Source organism: Ensifer sp. NM-2 (genome assembly GCF_003024455.1).
GTDB classification, from domain to species: Bacteria; Pseudomonadota; Alphaproteobacteria; order Rhizobiales; family Rhizobiaceae; genus Ensifer; species Ensifer canadensis.
This window is the reverse complement of sequence record NZ_PVZR01000004.1, coordinates 43,119-60,136: the sequence shown is the minus strand read 5'-3', so window position 1 is coordinate 60,136 and position 17,018 is coordinate 43,119. Positions and strand designations below refer to the sequence as shown.

The following is a 17,018-nucleotide window of genomic DNA, read 5'->3' as shown; positions in this document are numbered from 1 at the left end:
CCTCAGAGCCAGGACGCCGGCGTCTTCGGCAAGCGGCTTTCCGGATTGATCACCGTCAACTCCGCCCCGCCGGCATTCCATCGCCAGAGCGCGACGCAGCTGCCGCCCGGGGACATGAAGGACGGGTAGATCAGCCCATCGAAACCACGGCTGGTCAACTCCGCCTGCAGACGGTGCGTCGCCGGCACCACGCCTTGATCCAGTGCGTCGCGCCACTCCTCCCGGTGGATATCATCAGTAACGCCGAAATCCGCAAGCACATCCGGCGCCATCATATCGGCCAGCCACGCATGCCGCAGTTCAAGCTGAGCGATCAAAGCGGGATGCTGGACAAAGCTCTGGTTATATTCCGCCCAGGCGGTCGACAGTTCGCGCGCCGCGTAAATCGTCGGCAGGCCGACCGGGTTCCAGCGGCCGCCGAAGCGCGCGGCACCATCGCCCGAAAGCGGAGCGTGGGCCCAGCGGGGCACATAGGCGCGCCAGAGGCGCACCGGCTCACTCTCCGACATCAGGCGTAGACACCCGAACGCACGGCCTCGAGATAGGCAAGCACCTTGTCTGCCTTGCCCTCTCGGGCAAGATCATAGGCAGTCTTGCCCGCCCATCCGGGGATCGGCTGGTGCTTGAACCAGATCACGGCCCGGCTCTCGTCGCCCGCCATTTCGGCAGCCATGGCGAGGATACGCACGACTTTGCTGAGAGCCGCGTCGACCTTGCGCGCGCTCGACTTCGCCGTCAGCGTGTTGCGTGCGACGTCGATCAGCTTCGCCAGTTCCGCAAGTGTCACGCCCAGACGATCCGCGACCAGCCGGGCAGACAGAAACGACGACTGGCTTTCGCCGAAATGGGAGGCAGAGATGTTGAAGCCGACGGCTGACATGGCGCATTCCGATCTTATCTTGATCATCACCTGATCAAAATAGGCTCAAAATCTGCTCAAATCAAGGAAGCGATGCCTGTCGCCAAGAGGGCTCGCGCCGTTCGAAGAAGGCGGCAACGCCTTCGCGCGCCTCATCGGACTCCCAGCAATCGGCAAGCTGCTCGATCGTCGCGGCAATAGTCTCTTCGGTGATCGGCTGTCCGAGCGAACGGGCAAGCCGTTTCGCCCGTCCGGTCGCACCGGGCGCTGTCTGGAGATAGGGTTCGACCTCGGCCGCAATTGCCGCATCAAGCGCATCGGGGGCAGCAATGGCCGTCACCAGACCGGCATCCCTTGCCTCTTCGGCGCTGAACAGGCGTGCGGACATGAACAGAGGCCGCGCCCTGCCCTCGCCGATGCGGGCAACGACGTAGGGGCTGATGGTCGCCGGAATGAGGCCGAGCCGGGTTTCGGTCAGGCCGAAGCGCGCATCGGACGACGCAATGACGGCATCGCAGATGCTCATGAGGCCGACGCCGCCGCCGAAGGCATTGCCGTGCACCCGTGCGATGACCGGCTTGGCGATCTCGTTCAGCGCCTTGAACATCAACGCCAGACGGGTCGCCTCGGCGATCCGGGTCGGCCGGTCCGCGTCGAACTGCTCGCGCATCCAGTTGAGATCGCCGCCGGCGCAGAAACTGCGGCCTTCGGCATCGAGCACCACGACGCGGACGGTGACATCCACTGACAGTCGCTCCGCCGCCTCAGTCAGTTCACCGATCATGATTGCGGAAAGCGCGTTGTGCTTCTGCGGTTGCGCCAGCGTCAGGCGGGCGACGCCCTTCGCATCGACGGCGTATCGGATCGTTTCGAACATCAGCCAGCACTCCTCAGCGATCGTGCGAAGGCGGCCGCATCTTCGAGCCTTGCCGCATCCAGCCCCGTCGAAAACCCGCGCCCGATGACAAAGGCATTGACATCAAGCGTATCGACATTCCCTGCGGCGCCCGGCGCATAGGGGCAGCCGCCAAGGCCACCGGCAGAAGCGTCGAAGACACGCAAGCCGCGCTCGAGCGCGACTCCGATATTGTCGAGCGCTCGCCCGGACGTGTCGTGAAAATGGCCCGCCAATTGTTCGGCCGGAACATGAGCCAGCACGGCCGCCAACATCGCGTCGACCGCCTCGGGCGTGCCGCGCCCGATCGTGTCGCCAAGGCTGATCTCGTAACAGCCAAGCACCATCAAGGCGGCGGCCACTTGGGCAGCGCTCTCCGGCGCGATCGCGCCTTCATAGGGGCACTCGACAACGCAGCTGACATAGCCTCGCAACGGCACAGCACTGGCGCGGCAGGCCTCTGCAACCGGGCGAAAGCGCTCGATGCTTTCGGCAATCGAACAATTGATGTTCTTCTGCGAGAAGGTCTCAGACGCCGAGGCGAAGATCGCAACCTCGTCGGCCTTGGCCGCCAGAGCCGCATCGAAGCCCTGCATGTTCGGCGTCAGCGCCGCGTAGCGCGTACCCGGTCGACGCTTTATCCCGGCCATGACAGCCGACGCATCCGCCATTTGCGGCACCCATTTCGGGCTGACGAAGCTCGTGACCTCTATGCGCTGGTAACCACAGTCCGACAGCAGATCGACAAGGTGGATCTTGTCCTTCGTGTCGACAAGCCGCTTCTCGTTCTGCAAGCCGTCGCGTGGCGCCATTTCGACAAGTGTGACATGTTCTGGCGCCAGCACGCTCATTCGCTGCGCTCCGGTTGCAACACGACGAGGATCGCGCCGGCGCTTACCTGTTCGCCTGGCGTTACCAGCGCGCTCTCGATGACGCCCGCACGCGACGCTGCCAGCGTCAGCTCCATTTTCATCGCTTCCATCACCACGAGCGGTTGGCCCTTCGTGACCACGTCGCCGGCGCGAACATGGATGAGCTTGACGATGCCGGGCATCGGAGCGGCAAGCTCGTCCTCCGCCGCCTCACCGGCGTGGGCGGTGGCGAGCGCATCGGGAAGGCGAAGAACGAAGGTCTCGCCACTGACGAAGAGCGTGATGGTTTCATGCTCGCGCAGGAAGCGGAAGACGCGTTGCTCGCCGGAGATCTCCACACGGGCGCCATCGTCGAACCGATCGAGCACAAGCACCGGAAAGGTGCTTTCGCCAGCCCGCACTGCGAACTGATCGCGCCCGCGCGCGGCAAGCGTGACGACCGATCGCCCGCCGGCGTGGTCGACGGCAATGCTTCTATGAGCATCCCCCCAGATCTGCCAGTGACCGAGCGACGACCAGGGATCGTCGGATTTCATCGGCTGCAGCACGCCGGTGGCGGCGATCGCCGCCAGTGCCAGCGCCTCGTCACTCGGCACCACAGGCGTCGTCAATTGATCGATTGCCCGGTCGATAAGGCCGGTATCCGGCCGCCCGGCGCGAAACTCGGGCTCTGCAGCGAGGCGGGCCAAGAAATCGAGATTGGTGATGGTACCGCCGATACGGCAGGCTTTGAGGGCGCTCTCCAGCCGCGCCAGCGCCGACGAGCGGCTCGGCCCGTGTACGATCAGCTTGGCGATCAGCGGGTCGTAGTAGGGGGCGATGACGTCGCCCTGCCGGACGCCGGCATCGACGCGGACGCCGTCTACAGGAAAATCGAGCGTTGCGAGCCGCCCGGTTGCCGGCAGGAAGCCGCGCGCCGGATCCTCGGCATAGATCCGTGCCTCGAACGCCCAGCCATCAATGGCGATTTCATTCTGTCGCTTTGGCAAGGCCTCGCCGACAGCGGCGCGCAACTGCCACTCGACGAGGTCAATGCCCGTGATCGCCTCGGTGACCGGATGCTCCACCTGAAGCCGGGTGTTCATTTCCATGAAATAGAACTGGTCCGGCCAGAGCCCGTTGGTGACATCGGCGATGAATTCGACCGTGCCCGCACCGACATAGCCGATGGCGCGCGCAGCCTTGACCGCGGCCTCGCCCATGGCGCGGCGAACCTCCGCCGTCATGCCGGGCGCCGGCGCCTCCTCGATCACTTTCTGATGGCGGCGCTGCAGCGAGCAGTCGCGCTCGAACAGATGCAGGATATTGCCGTGGCCGTCGCCGAAGACCTGGACTTCGATGTGACGCGGCTTGGTCAGGTATTTCTCGATGAGCACCGCGCCGTCGCCGAAGGCGGCTTCGGCTTCGCGGCGCGCTGCTTCAAGGGCCGCAGCAAACTCGTGCGGCTGCTCGACCTTGCGCATCCCCTTGCCGCCGCCACCTGCGCGCGCCTTGATGAGTACGGGAAAGCCGACGTCAGCCGCCCGGTCCGCCAGGAAGGATGGCTCCTGCTCGTCACCGTGATAACCGGGGACAACGGGCACGCCGGCCTGTTGCATCAGCGCCTTGGCCGCATCCTTCAGCCCCATCGCGCGAATAGCGTCCGGCGACGGGCCGACGAAAGTCATGCCCGCGGCCTCGACCGCCTCGGCAAAATTGGCGTTTTCCGACAGGAAACCGTAGCCCGGGTGAATGGCATCCGCGTTGACGGACCGAGCCGCAGCCACGATCCGCTCGATCGAAAGATAGCTCTCGGAGGCTGTTGGCGGTCCGATGCGGATCGCCTCGTCCGCCAACGTCACATGTAAAGCGTCGACATCGGCATCGGAATAAACGGCGACAGTGCGGATGCCCAGGCGCCGGGCCGTGCGGATGACGCGGCAGGCGATCTCACCGCGGTTGGCAATCAGAAGCTTTGAAAACATCGGCATATGGCCCGCCCTATTGTGCCGCGATCACTTCGACTTCGAGCAACCAACCGGAATCGAAGATGCCGGCAATCACCACCGTCATCGCCGGCGCGAGCGGACCGAGATATTCGGCACGGGCCGCGCGGTTGGCCATGGTGTGGTTGCGATCGGCGAGAAAGGCCGTCACCTTGACGATATCGGCCTTGCTCATGCCGGCGGCCTTCAATTGGGCGTCAATGTTCAGCCAGACCTGGCGCGCCTGTGCCTCGAAGCCGTCGGGCAGCACGTCGTCGGAATTGAGCGGCACCTGGCCGCTGACGAAAACCAGTCGCTCGAAATTCTCGAGCCGCACGGCTTGCGAATAGCCGCCACGGGGTTGCGGCGCATTCTTGGCGTTGACGTTTTCGCGCTTCATCGCGATCTCCCTACATTCTGAACAGGCCGAAACGCGTATCTTCTATTGGCGCATTGAGCGCCGCCGACAGGGACAACCCGAGAACGTCGCGGCTCTTGCGCGGGTCGACGACGCCGTCGTCCCAGAGCCGGGCCGAGGCATAGAGCGGATGGCTCTGGCGCTCGAAGAGATCGAGAACCGGCTGCCGGAACTTGGCTTCCTCTTCCTCGTTCCAGGGCGTTCCGGCGCGCTTCAGCGCCTCGCCGCGCACCGTCGACAACACGCCGGCCGCCTGTTCGCCGCCCATTACAGAAATCCGGCTGTTGGGCCAGGTCCAGAGGAACCGCGGCGAGAAGGCGCGACCGCACATGCCATAGTTGCCGGCACCGAACGATCCGCCGACCAGCATGGTGATTTTCGGCACCTGCGCCGTCGCCACGGCCGTGACCAGCTTGGCGCCGTGCTTGGCGATGCCTTCGGTCTCATATTTGCGGCCGACCATGAAGCCGGTGATGTTTTGCAGGAACACCAGCGGGATCTTGCGCTGGGCGCAAAGCTCGACGAAGTGCGCACCCTTCAGCGCCGATTCCGAAAAAAGCACGCCATTGTTGGCGATGATGCCGACGGGAACGCCGTGGACATGCGCGAAACCGCAGACGAGCGTGGTGCCGTAGCGCGCCTTGAACTCGTCGAAGCGGGAGCCATCGACAAGTCGGGCGATGACTTCGCGGATGTCATAGGGCGTGCGCAGGTCCGCCGGCACGATGCCGGCGATCTCCTGCGGATCGTAAAGCGGCGGCTCCGGGCTCTGCAATTCCACCGACGTCGGTTTGCGGCGGTTGAGTGCGGCGACCGCACGGCGGGCAAGCGCCAGCGCATGCGCATCATCGCGCGCCATATGGTCGGCAACACCGGAGAGACGCGTGTGCACGTCGGCGCCGCCAAGGTCCTCGGCCGAGACCACTTCACCGGTCGCCGCGCGCACCAGCGGCGGGCCGGCCAGGAAGATCGTGCCCTGACCCTCGACGATGATCGTCTCGTCCGACATGGCCGGCACATAGGCGCCACCTGCGGTGCACGATCCCATGACAACGGCGATCTGCGGAATTCCGGCCGCCGACATGTTGGCCTGGTTGTAAAAGATCCGACCGAAATGCTCCCGGTCGGGAAAGACCTCGTCCTGGTTCGGCAGGTTGGCGCCGCCGGAATCGACCAGGTAGATGCACGGCAACTGGTTCTCGGCGGCAATCTCCTGCGCACGCAGATGCTTCTTGACCGTCATGGGATAATAGGTCCCGCCTTTGACGGTCGGGTCGTTGCAAACGATCATGCATTCGCGGCCGGACACCCGGCCGATACCGGTGATGAGACCCGCTGCCGGCGCATCGCCGTTATACATGCCGTGTGCGGCCGTCGAGCAGATTTCGAGGAAGGGCGTTGCCGGGTCGATCAGCGAGGCGACGCGGTCGCGCGGCAGCAGTTTGCCGCGGCTGACATGGCGCTCGCGCGCCGTCTCGCCTCCACCGCCGGCCGCCATCTTGACGGCGTCCTCCACAGTCGTAATCGCCTCCGCCATCGCCGCCTGATTGGCCTTGAACACGTCGGACGAGGGCGAGATGTGAGATTTCAGAACAGTCATGAAGTCCTCATTCGATCGAGCCTGATTGTGGCTTCGGAGGTCTACCCTGGCGTCTATCTGGTCTCGGTGAACAGCTCGCGGCCGATCAGCATGCGGCGGATTTCACTGGTTCCGGCACCGATCTCGTAGAGCTTGGCGTCACGCAACAGCCGCCCGGCCGGATAGTCGTTGGTGTAGCCGTTACCGCCGAGCGCCTGGATGGCTTCGAGCGCCAGCGCCGTTGCCTTCTCGGCCGCATAAAGAATACAGCCGGCCGCGTCCTTGCGGGTGGTCTCACCACGATCGCAGGCTGCAGCCACCGCATAGACATAGGCGCGCGCCGCGTTCGCCGTCACATACATGTCGGCAAGCTTGCCCTGCATGAGCTGGAACTCGCCGATCGCCTGGCCAAACTGCTTGCGCTCGTGGAGATAGGGGACGACGACGTCAAGGCAAGCGGACATGATGCCGAGCGGTCCGGCGGACAGGACGACACGCTCATAATCGAGGCCCGACATCAGCACTCGGACACCGCCGCCTTCGTTGCCGAGAATATTTTCCGCCGGCACCTCGCAATCCCGGAAGATCAACTCGCAGGTGTTCGAGCCGCGCATGCCGAGCTTGTCGAGCTTCTGGCCGGTGGAAAAGCCAGCAAAGTCTTTTTCGACGAGGAAGGCGGTAATTCCGCGCGGACCGGCACTTGGGTCCGTCTTGGCGTAGACGACCAGCACGTCCGCATCCGGGCCGTTGGTAATCCACATCTTGCCACCGTTGAGAACGTAGCGGTCGCCGCGCTTCTCGGCCCGAAGCGTCATGGAAACGACGTCGGAGCCCGCTCCCGGTTCGGACATGGCGAGTGCGCCGACATGTTCGCCGGAGATCAGTTTCGGCAGGTAGCGCGCCTTCTGCGCCTCGTTGCCGTTGCGGCTGATCTGGTTGACGCAGAGATTGGAATGGGCGCCGTAGCTCAAGCCGACGGAGGCGGAGGCGCGGCTGATCTCTTCCATGGCGACGCAATGGGCGACATAGCCCATGCCCGCACCGCCATAGGCCTCGTCGGCGGTGATGCCGAGCAGCCCGAGATCTCCCATCTCACGCCAGAGTGGCGTCGGGAAAGCGTTGTTGCGATCGGTTTCCGCCGCCAGCGGCGCGATACGCTCAGTCGCAAAACGGCGCACGCTATCGCGCAACGCGTCAATGTCCTCGCCGAGCGCGAAGCTCAATCCGCCCTGAAACATCTCTCGTCTCCTCCCCTCGACCCTATCAGTGATCTCCTCACCACCAACTGGCCGGTCTGCGCTCCATCCTCTACGCGCAACGCGGCGATTGCAATGATATCAACGCCGCGATGTCGAGCGACGATAACACCGCGTCCCGCTAATTTCCTTCCAAAGAGGAAATCCGGGAAGCACGATCTGCAAAGTTTAGGAACGTTTGGCGATACATCCGCTGCGTGAAGGTGCTTCGGCCAATCTGGCTCGCGGCAACTGTCGTGTCGCGACGGAATCGCTTGCGAAGCGTTTACTTGTTCGGCCAGATCTCCTGCGCCTTGCCGACATCGGCAAGGCCGCGCTGCGCCTCACGATTGCCGGTGGCAGCGACTGCCTCGAAGATACGTCGGGCTTCGGCGTAATACTTGAGACTGAGATAGGCGTAACCGCGCAGCACCATCAGGTCGGACCGCTGCGTCGAGATCTGCCCCAACTGATCGAGAAAAATCAGCGTCTCGCGATAACGTTTGGCATCGAAAGCGGCAATCGCCCGGTCGGCGAGGATCGCGCTCTGGAGTTCTTCGGCCCGACCACGGCTCTGTGTTGATTTCGTTGCGGCGACCGCAGCCTTGTTGGTCAGCCCGGCCCTGAGATAGGCGAGGCTCTGGCCATAAGCGGCATCTTCGCGCATTTGCAATGCTGGTGCCTGCAGGGCGACCTCGAAGGATTCGGCCGCTTCCAGCGGGCGGTTCAGATCCATCAGGCACCAGCCGCGCGTCAGCGCCGCCTGCGGCGACAGCCGCGCCGGGTTGATGGTCGTCCGGCATCCCGTTACCGCCCTGCCGGCCGCTTGTGGTCGGCGAGCAACGGCAACCGGCTGCTCGACCACATAGCGTGTCGTCGTTCGTGGCGCGGCCTCCGTCACGACTGCAGGTGACCTTCGCTCCGCATCAGCTATCGGTGCCGGCTCTCGCGCAAGCGGCTGTTGTTGCCGGGCGATGGCGTCGCGCCGTTCCTCCTCGGTCTCGCCGAGGAGGGCGATGCGCTCCGAGCGCCCCGCCCAGAGCCGCTGGATCTCGGCGACGCCGGCAGCATCGCCCAGCTGGTTGCGGCTGAGCGCCAGGCCATAGGCCGAAGGTTCGTCATCGGGCTTCCAGCGAAGCGCGGTGGCAAACCATTGTGCGGCCGTCGCCGGTTGTTCCATGGCACGGGCATACCAGCCGAACTGCTGCGCCGTGGCCGGATCACGCCCTTTGGTCGTCTCCTGCGCGATCCGGGTCAGTACTTCCTCGCTCAGCGTGACCGGTGGCTCGATCGCCAGCAGGTTTGCCGTCGCGGCAAAATAGGTCGCCTTGGCATCGGTCGACGTATCGCGCCAGGGATACAGTACTTTTTCCGCATCCTCATGCGCCTTGCGGGCGATCAAGGTCAGCGCCAGGCCTTGCGACGCGGAGGCTGAATCTTCCTTGTCGTGGGCGCGACGGAACCATTGTTCGGCCGCGCTGATATTCTCCCGGCGAAGCTGGTACCAGCCCAGGAGCAGCGCGTCACTCGCCATGCCCTCGGTTTCGACCAGGCGTTCGAGGCGCTGGATATATTTGGGATCGACCGCCAGCTTGCCATCCGCGTCGCCTTCCGCAACGAAGCGGCGCGCCAGGTCGTCGCGAATGCTTTCGAACTCGGCAGCGCCTCCAGGTGCTGTCCGTTCGTGGGCCAAAATCTCCTGCGCCATCTCATAGGGCAGTCCGGAAACCGCCTTCTGCACCGTCGCCAGCCGCTCCGGAGCGTTCTCGCAATTCTTCAGCACGTAGAGATAGGCGTCTCGGGCGCGATCGGGACGTTTGGTCTCGGTGAAGGCATCGGCCACCCGCCACAGCACATCCACTTCCGAGCACGTCAACAGGCTCGGTGTGCTCGCCGCAACCTCGATGACCGTCTCGTACTGCTTGAGATCGGAGGCATTCACCAGGCGCGCCCGTGCTTCGGCGACGTTCAGCCGCTCGAGCAGATCGGCCGGCGGTTTCCAGGCGGCCTCGCTTGCCTGGCGCTCGGCGATCGCCTTTCGAACCTCGGCGTAGCGCCCCTCCGAATAGAGCTGCCACATCGTTTCGAGCTGGACATCCTTGTTACGCGGAACCGCAAGTGGGTCCTTGGGCGGCGTCCAATCGGGATAGAGCGCCCTCAGCCGTGATATCTCGGCCTGCAGTCGAGCGGTATCACCCTTGCTGGCGAAGTAGCGCAGTGCCGATTCGTCTACCACCGGCGCCGTTGCCTGCGACCGCCTCGCATCGGCGGGCTGCGTATTCTGCGTGACCTGCCGAAACTCAGGCGCTGCGCCTCTCGAACCTCTGTCCACGACACCGAACGACGCCTCGTCGGGAAGCGCGCCTCCGTCAGGGCCCGTCGCTGGCGCACCGGCGTTGCCGGCCCAATTCTTGCGCAGAAGCCCATCGTCGGTAAATCCGACAATCCCGACCGCCGTGAGGATGATTCCGGCGATGACAACGGTTGAGGACTTCATAGACACTCCGGACGCTTCTCCTTCGCATAAGACAACCCGAGGAGGTGCAGTGTCGAAGGGTAATATTGCGTCGGGCTGAACACCTTGACGCTGTCGGGCAACGGAGCCCGCTCCATGAGACAGGCCAGAATATGGTTAACAAATTGATAACCGGGGTCCGTCAGCGTCGCCCGAACAGCCCCTGTCGTTACGTCGCTGATGAGCAATTCGCCATTGGCACCAAGCATGCCCTGCCGCAATCTTGAAAGCAATTCGGCGTCATCGATGTCTGCCCGAACCAGGTAGAGCGGAATGCGCAGCGAATTGTAGCCGAATTCCGCCGGGAAGCCCTGCGCCGCCTTCAGGCGCGTTTTGGCGCTGATCCAATCGGCCGGCATCTTTCGCGGGCCGAGCTGCAGTTGATCAAGCATCTTGCGACCATCATTCGCCAGCGCCGCCCATATCGGCGAAGGCGCGACGCGATCAAGGACAGGGAAGGCCTCGAAGATCCAGTAGGAAGGGTTGACGACGGGACCGTCTTCGCGATCGGTTGCGGAAAAACCGGCAACCCCCGGCAGCAGCAAGGTTCGGCCGCCGTAGTCGATCACGGTCCGGTCGAGGATTGCTTTCGCGATCTTGGAGGCCGCCGAGAGGTAGTCCTTTCGCTTCCACCGTTCGCCGGCAAGCGTCAGCGCATAGGCGATCAGGATATCGCCGTCGGTCGCATTGTTGATATCGATCACATGCGGCTTTTCGCTCGGGCTCCATTTCCAGGCGGCAAGTCCGTCGTCGCGCAAAAGCAGCTCGCGACGGGTAAAGGACCAGATCAGCTCGAAATCGGCAGCGCTGCCGGCAAGCACCGCCAGCCACAAACCATAACCTTGTCCCTCGCTGTGGCTGATGCCGCCGTTACCGTCATCGATAATGCGCCCACCGGGATCGAGGAACTTTGTCTTATACTTCTGCCAATCCTCGGCGCTCACGGTCTCGCCCCGTCCCTGGGCTGCCGCGCGCGTCTGAGGCAGAGCGACGACAAGAGCCAGGGTGAGGAGAAGAACCGTGCGCCAGATCATGGGCGGCGCCCGAGCCGACTGAGCATGGATGACGTGGCGAGGCCCAGCAGCACCGATAGTGTTACGAGCAGCACGGCGTAGAAAAGAATGTTGCTCGACAGCCAGTTGGCAATGATCAGCCGGTAATTGCCAAACGAGGCCGGCCTTGTCTGCACGAAACTGAAATTGGCGACCGGCACCACCTTGACGGCGTTGGTTGCCGGCTCGTAGGTCGAGATGTGCCCGGCGATCTCTCGCCATTGATCGATGTCGGCAAGTGCCGACACCCCATCGCTCAACTGTTTGGCGGACGGCGCTGCAACCAGCGTCCACGTGGCGTCATCCGTGGGGTTTGCCCCTTGAGCGAGGAGCAAGGTTGCCGTTTCCGGAGGGACAAAATCGCTTTGTTCCTGCGGCAGAATGCGTAGCGAACTCAGGGAGATGTCGAACTCCTGCTTTACCCAATCCTGAAGAGCCGTGATCTGGGTGCGCCAGGCGCCGCCACTCAGGCGCGTCTGCCATTCATCGATCGCCTTCTGGGTATCCGCGCCGCGCCCGACGGCCTGTGCGCTGCCCCAGGACATCTGGCGGCTGGGATCGATACCGACTTGCGTCAGCACAGTTTTCGGCAATTCGGGCAACGTACCGATGAAGAGCGCATTGCGCGTGCCAGCGGCCAAAGGCGAGGCAATCATCTCGACCGCGATCGGCCGCCCGCCGGCCACCCCCAACCGTGCCAGGAACGTGGCAGCGGCCGACAAGGTGTCGGCATCGGCCCGGTCAATGAAGAGCGGGATCACGCCCGCGCTGTTGCGATAGGGTGCCGCCGCGCCCGACATCGCGGCGAGATTGGGCCGCCGACCGATCCGCGCGAAGTTGGGCATATGAAGTTCGGACGTGTCGAACAGTGCAAAACGCGGATCCGTCGAGGCTGGCGCACCCGGCGCACAGGCCTTGTCCTGCTCCGTCAAAAGCACGGCCTCGAGCTCGATCAGGTTGGGCCCGGGCTTGAAATGGCGCATGGTCACATTGATCGGCAAATGCCGCAGGATGCCGCCGGTCGCCGAATCGAACGGGACCGTCGAGGCGATGTTGCCGTTGACATAGATGTCGATCCGGCTGCCGGGCCGCACCGTCTCGGTATAGGCCGCATCCAGCAGGATCGTCGCCTCGCCATAGGCGTCCGCATAGAAATCCGACGGGACTGCCACCGAAAACCGGGACCGGAAGCGACGACCGGTGAATTCGCTGGTCTCGACGCCGAGCTCGGAGAAACGCAAGCGCGTGTTGCCGGCAACGACAGGTGTTTCCGGCAAAAGCCAACGTTCGGTGTTGATGACGTCGCGGGGGACATTGCTCGGCCGGTCCATTGGCTCGGCGATAGCCTCGATCGCGGCCTGAACGGCCGGCCAGTCGGGGCCGCTGAGAACCAGAACCGGCGCATTCGTCTCGCCATCGCGGACGAAGGCCGCAACCGACCCACTGGCAGCGCCATCGGGCAGCGAAGGGAGCAGCGGCGATACCTCATCGACGGTGCCCGCAATCACGGTCAACTCGCCGGGCTTGCCCAGCTCCGGCAGTCCTTCGCTGAGAATGACCCGCTGCGCCGGCATATGGCCGCGCAGGGCCAACCCCTGTGCAAGCCGCATCAGGCCCGCAGCGCGGCTCGGCTGCTGCATTCCCGGAACGACAAGATTGAACTGCGTGTGTCCCCTGTCGTCCAGACCGACGGCGCGGATATCGTCCACGCTCGCAAATGCCGCGCTCTGCGCATCCGCAAAGCTGATGAAAGCCGTCTCCGGCGCGATTTCGGTCCAGAGTTCATAGGTGGATTCGATGGTGCAGTCGGTACGGTGGTGCTGCTGCACCCGAAACCTGATGTCATTGGAACCGGCCCGCAGCAGACCGGCCGGCAGTGCGTAACTCCGGGTCTCGGCGGTGCCCGACGCCTTGATCGGCCCCTCGCCGACCAGCTCGCCGTTGACGAAAACCGAAAGGGACGAAGCCTCCGGCGCGATCACGATCGCATTCTGATAACCGAAATTCAACGTTGCAGCCGATTGTGCCTGGGCCGGCGTCAGATACATCGACCAGGCGCGTTCATCGACCTCACCGGTGAGCGACAGCGCGCTGAAGGGAATGATGTACCGCCTGAAACCATCGGGCCCGCCGCCAACCGCTGCGGGACTGCTTGCGTCCGCGCCGGGCTCGCTGGTCGGCTGGCCCTCATCCGTCCCTTCCGGCAGTTCGATAGACGGCTCGACGGCCGGCCGCTCCGGCGACATGTCGAACGGGTTCGACTGCGCGAACGTCTGTGTCGTCGCGGCAAGGAACATGATGAGGAGGGCAACCGGCATCCGCTTCATCGCCGCGCCTCCGCTTGCCTGTCGGAGGAGCGCAAGCTGCGCGCGAAATAGATCAGGCCGCGGCTCATCTGATAGAAAGCCAGCCACAGGAACCAGGCCGTGCCTGCGACCAGTCCTGGGTTTCCGCGCCGCGCCTTCTGGAACTCGCTCCATTGCTGGGAGTTCGCAAAGATCAGATCCGCCACCAGACTGTGGTGACGCGCGACCTGCGGCAGATAACGGCAGCCGATCGTGGTGATGTCGCCGGCACTCTCCTTGTTCTTGATCGCGACCGGCAAGGTCTCGGAGGTGCCATCGCCACTATAGGGCTCGAAGCGAATGAGCCCGTCCGTGTCGACGGGTAGCGTCGCCGCATCGACGCCATAGACCTGAATTCGGGCGCCGTTGGCCGATACGTCTTCGATCGTTGCCGGATACCATTGATCTGCGACACCGAATTCGCAGCGCCGGCTGACCTTCACGCGCCGCGATGACGCCTTTTCCCCGCGTTCCGAGACCACGCCGAGCGCGCAGCCCGCCATGATCAGATTGAGGAGGTTCCAACCTCCCACGACCAGGGTTACGTCAGCCTTGTAGGGCTCGGTGTAGACCCGGTAGACCGTCATCAGAAGGGCGATGAAAAGCACGGCGAAGATGACGAAGAACGGTCGGCTGATTTCCGACAGGCGGCTCTCCAGGATCGACTCGTCCTTGGCCGTCACCTTGAAGGTCGGCCGGCTCGGGCGCATCAGGACCGAGATGACCGCCGGCAGCAGATGCACGGTCTGGGCATATTCGTAGAGCTCCGAGATCCACGGCCAACGGAAGGCGCCGTAGAGATAGTTCTGCATCATCAGGTTCACGAGCATGTAGGCGAGCGTATAGGCAAGGAACTCACCACCCGACGCGGTGAAGATTTCCAGGTCGAAGAACAGATAGAACAGCGGCGCAAACAGAAAGATCGTGCGCGACACCGGGAAGAGCCAGAACAGCGTCGACGACATGTAGCAAAGCCGCTGCGGGATCGACAGCCCGCGCTTGAACAGCGGAAAACGGAACAATAGGATCTGCATCATGCCCTGCGCCCAGCGACTGCGCTGGCCGATGAAGCTGGCAAAGGTTGCCGGTTGCAGCCCGGCGATTAGCGGCCGATCGACATAGATGCTGTTCCAGCCGCGGCCGTGCAGCGCCAGCGCCGTTTCGCAGTCCTCGGTGATGCTCATGCCGCTGAAGCCGTCGGTATCATCGAGCGCCTTGCGCCGGAGCACGGCAGCCGAGCCGCAGAAGAAGGCCGCGTTCCACTTGTCGAGGCCGCGCTGGATGATGCCGTAGAACATTTCGTTCTCACTCGGCATCTTTTCGAAGGTTCGCAGATTGCGCTCGAGCGGATCAGGATTGAGAAAGAAGTGCGGCGTCTGCACCAGGAAAAGCTTCCGGTCGCTTTCGAAATAGCCCACCGTTTCCAACAGGAAATCGCGAGCTGGCGCGTGGTCGGCGTCAAAGACGGCGATCAACTCGCCGTCTGAATGCAGCATGCCGTTGTTGAGATTACCGGCCTTGGCATGTTCGTTGCGCTCGCGGGTCAGGTAGCGCACACCGAGATCGTCGCAGAGAGCCTGCAATTCCATATGCCGGGCCGAGGCGCGCTGCGCCTCCACCAGATTCATCGAGTAGCGCTTTTGCTGGGTGCCGCCATCATCAAGCAGCCAGACCTGCAGCTTGTCGGCCGGGTAATCCATGCCTTTGGCGGCAGCCAGCGTATTGGCCAGCAACCCTGCATCCTCGTTATAGGACGGCACGAAGACGTCGACCTTCGGAAACGCCCCCGGCGAGATGGCCTTTGCCTTGCGCGGCGGCAGCGGCATCGCGACGACGAACAAGCTCAGCGACAGCATCATCACGCTGTACATTTCGGCGAGGTAGAGCAGGAAGCCGGGAATGAAGTTCTCAAGCTGGTTCAACGGCGGCAGCGTGCTGGTCGTGCGCCAGTAGACATAGCGAAGCACGATAGCCGTTCCGAAGGCGAGCGCGATCAGGCGCCAGCGACCTTCGGCCTTGATGAGCTTCAGTATCGCCATGAACGTAACGACGAGCACGCTCACGATCAGCTGGGTCTGAAGATTGACCGGCAATGTGATGACGGCAATGACGCAAAGGGAGAAAAACGCCCACGCTGCAACGGGACCGATCTTGCTCATTCATTCTGCCTTCCAGCATTCGGCATCATGCCACTGGTATCGCTTGACCTGACTTCATCTGGGCTTTTGCAAGCCCGATACGAGCCCATACCAAACGATCGTTAGGAGCTGATTAAGGACAATTGCCCCCCGCCGGTGCATCGCAGGCAGGTAACGGCACAATCACGGTCGCTCCAGTCTTTGCCGCGCCACCCGGTTCCGGCAACCTGATCGAATTCGCCGTCGCCGGCACGGCGACTGGCTGCTGACGCGCGGGTTGCTCGACGCGGACCACGCGCCTGGTCGGCGCAGGCGCCGTCATCACGGTCACGGGTCGCGTGTCAGTGGGCGCCGGCTCCTTGCGGTAAATCGGGTTGCCAACGCGGCCGATGCCCGCCTCCAGCGGCGGCGGGGCGCCGTAAGGGTTCCAGGCGGGATCGCCGAATGTGCCGACGATCGTATAGCCATAGACGGGTGCGAGAAGGTCGTTTTCGCTTGCGCCAGTTGCGCAATAGCGGAAGCGGATCTGAATGGTGCCGTAGCCTTTAAGGGGAGAACGATGATTTTCCGCCCCGCGTATCTGCTGCCAGGCGAAAATGCAGGCGTCGTCGCCGCGGCCACGGCCATAAGCATAACCGAAGGGCCCGTAATTGTTCTGCAGAAAGTCCGACGACTGCTCCAACGACACACCGGGAAGCGCACGCCGCGCCTGCCGCATCATCTCGGAGCTCCTGACCGCAACGTAGCCGCTGCTCTTCTGCTGGTCGAACCTGGTCTCCATCGGCCCGAAGAACTGCGCGCGCAGGAAGTTCTGCCCCGGCGTCGCGGCCGAAGTGTAGAGGTAGATATCCTGCTCGATGGCGTTGGTTCTTCGCCGCTCGACCACATTCAGAACGGCGGGCCCGCCTGGCGGCGGCAGGATCAGCGCATTCTCGGCCGGAACAATCGTCGCATTGGTCGGCGTACCGACGTCATTGTGCGTCGCGCAGCCGGACATGAGGAGGCCTGCCGCAAGCAGAGCTGTAGGCGCGACCACGCCCAGCGGCTTGTTGGTGATCGTGGAGCGGTCGTCCGATACGTCGAATCGCCTGCTGAAAAATCGTCCTGCCATGCCCGAGCATTAGGTGATTCAGGCAATTTCGCAAA

13 protein-coding genes are annotated in these 17,018 nt (G+C 63.6%); all 13 read right to left on the bottom strand.

Going from position 1 to position 17,018, the window contains the following annotated elements; genetic code table 11:
- Nucleotides 1-2 precede the first annotated feature (2 nt).
- Nucleotides 3-509, bottom strand: a complete 507-nt coding sequence (locus C6558_RS09825) for an RES family NAD+ phosphorylase (protein ID WP_107027178.1) — start codon at nucleotides 507-509, stop codon at nucleotides 3-5.
- The gene (locus tag C6558_RS09820) at nucleotides 509-880 is read right to left on the bottom strand and encodes an MbcA/ParS/Xre antitoxin family protein (protein ID WP_084815340.1); all 372 of its coding nucleotides are present in this window, start codon (nucleotides 878-880) and stop codon (nucleotides 509-511) included. The genes C6558_RS09825 and C6558_RS09820 overlap by 1 nt, the downstream gene beginning before the upstream one ends.
- A 61-nt stretch (nucleotides 881-941) precedes the next feature.
- Entirely contained in the window at nucleotides 942-1,739 is a 798-nt protein-coding gene (locus tag C6558_RS09815; protein ID WP_025428463.1) for a crotonase/enoyl-CoA hydratase family protein, read from the bottom strand.
- On the bottom strand, nucleotides 1,736-2,605 hold the full coding sequence (locus C6558_RS09810; RefSeq protein ID WP_057208936.1) for a hydroxymethylglutaryl-CoA lyase: 870 nt from the start codon (nucleotides 2,603-2,605) through the stop codon (nucleotides 1,736-1,738). The genes C6558_RS09815 and C6558_RS09810 overlap by 4 nt, the downstream gene beginning before the upstream one ends.
- Nucleotides 2,602-4,590, bottom strand: a complete 1,989-nt coding sequence (locus C6558_RS09805; RefSeq protein ID WP_107027254.1) for an acetyl/propionyl/methylcrotonyl-CoA carboxylase subunit alpha — start codon at nucleotides 4,588-4,590, stop codon at nucleotides 2,602-2,604. Before C6558_RS09805 ends, C6558_RS09810 begins: the two co-directional genes overlap by 4 nt.
- A 16-nt stretch (nucleotides 4,591-4,606) precedes the next feature.
- Complete coding sequence (locus tag C6558_RS09800) at nucleotides 4,607-4,990, bottom strand: RidA family protein (RefSeq protein ID WP_057208934.1); 384 nt, start codon at nucleotides 4,988-4,990, stop codon at nucleotides 4,607-4,609.
- 10 nt (nucleotides 4,991-5,000) lie between these two features.
- Entirely contained in the window at nucleotides 5,001-6,608 is a 1,608-nt protein-coding gene (locus C6558_RS09795; RefSeq protein ID WP_025428459.1) for a carboxyl transferase domain-containing protein, read from the bottom strand.
- Between the two features lie 53 nt (nucleotides 6,609-6,661).
- Nucleotides 6,662-7,825, bottom strand: coding sequence for an isovaleryl-CoA dehydrogenase (locus C6558_RS09790; protein WP_025428458.1), 1,164 nt, complete (start codon nucleotides 7,823-7,825; stop codon nucleotides 6,662-6,664).
- Between the two features lie 283 nt (nucleotides 7,826-8,108).
- Complete coding sequence (locus tag C6558_RS09785; RefSeq protein ID WP_025428457.1) at nucleotides 8,109-10,319, bottom strand: hypothetical protein; 2,211 nt, start codon at nucleotides 10,317-10,319, stop codon at nucleotides 8,109-8,111.
- A complete protein-coding gene (locus C6558_RS09780; protein WP_025428456.1) occupies nucleotides 10,316-11,371 on the bottom strand; it encodes a glycosyl hydrolase family 8 in 1,056 nt (351 codons plus the stop codon). The genes C6558_RS09785 and C6558_RS09780 overlap by 4 nt, the downstream gene beginning before the upstream one ends.
- Nucleotides 11,368-13,716: a cellulose biosynthesis cyclic di-GMP-binding regulatory protein BcsB gene (locus C6558_RS09775; RefSeq protein WP_025428455.1), complete on the bottom strand. Its 2,349-nt coding sequence runs from the start codon at nucleotides 13,714-13,716 to the stop codon at nucleotides 11,368-11,370. The genes C6558_RS09780 and C6558_RS09775 overlap by 4 nt, the downstream gene beginning before the upstream one ends.
- Entirely contained in the window at nucleotides 13,713-15,893 is a 2,181-nt protein-coding gene (gene bcsA / locus C6558_RS09770) for a UDP-forming cellulose synthase catalytic subunit (protein WP_107027177.1), read from the bottom strand. Before bcsA ends, C6558_RS09775 begins: the two co-directional genes overlap by 4 nt.
- Nucleotides 15,894-16,005: 112 nt before the next feature.
- A complete protein-coding gene (bcsN, locus tag C6558_RS09765; protein WP_025428453.1) occupies nucleotides 16,006-16,983 on the bottom strand; it encodes a cellulose biosynthesis protein BcsN in 978 nt (325 codons plus the stop codon).
- Nucleotides 16,984-17,018 lie beyond the last annotated feature (35 nt).

Coding starts and splice junctions, on each gene's coding strand:
- bcsN (WP_025428453.1), bottom strand. CDS start 16,983: ATGGCAGGACGATTTTTCAGCAGGCGATTCGACGTATCGGACGACCGC.
- C6558_RS09785 (WP_025428457.1), bottom strand. CDS start 10,319: ATGAAGTCCTCAACCGTTGTCATCGCCGGAATCATCCTCACGGCGGTC.
- C6558_RS09800 (WP_057208934.1), bottom strand. CDS start 4,990: ATGAAGCGCGAAAACGTCAACGCCAAGAATGCGCCGCAACCCCGTGGC.
- C6558_RS09780 (WP_025428456.1), bottom strand. CDS start 11,371: ATGATCTGGCGCACGGTTCTTCTCCTCACCCTGGCTCTTGTCGTCGCT.
- C6558_RS09775 (WP_025428455.1), bottom strand. CDS start 13,716: ATGAAGCGGATGCCGGTTGCCCTCCTCATCATGTTCCTTGCCGCGACG.
- C6558_RS09820 (WP_084815340.1), bottom strand. CDS start 880: ATGTCAGCCGTCGGCTTCAACATCTCTGCCTCCCATTTCGGCGAAAGC.
- C6558_RS09790 (WP_025428458.1), bottom strand. CDS start 7,825: ATGTTTCAGGGCGGATTGAGCTTCGCGCTCGGCGAGGACATTGACGCG.
- bcsA (WP_107027177.1), bottom strand. CDS start 15,893: ATGAGCAAGATCGGTCCCGTTGCAGCGTGGGCGTTTTTCTCCCTTTGC.
- C6558_RS09795 (WP_025428459.1), bottom strand. CDS start 6,608: ATGACTGTTCTGAAATCTCACATCTCGCCCTCGTCCGACGTGTTCAAG.
- C6558_RS09810 (WP_057208936.1), bottom strand. CDS start 2,605: ATGAGCGTGCTGGCGCCAGAACATGTCACACTTGTCGAAATGGCGCCA.
- C6558_RS09825 (WP_107027178.1), bottom strand. CDS start 509: ATGTCGGAGAGTGAGCCGGTGCGCCTCTGGCGCGCCTATGTGCCCCGC.
- C6558_RS09805 (WP_107027254.1), bottom strand. CDS start 4,590: ATGTTTTCAAAGCTTCTGATTGCCAACCGCGGTGAGATCGCCTGCCGC.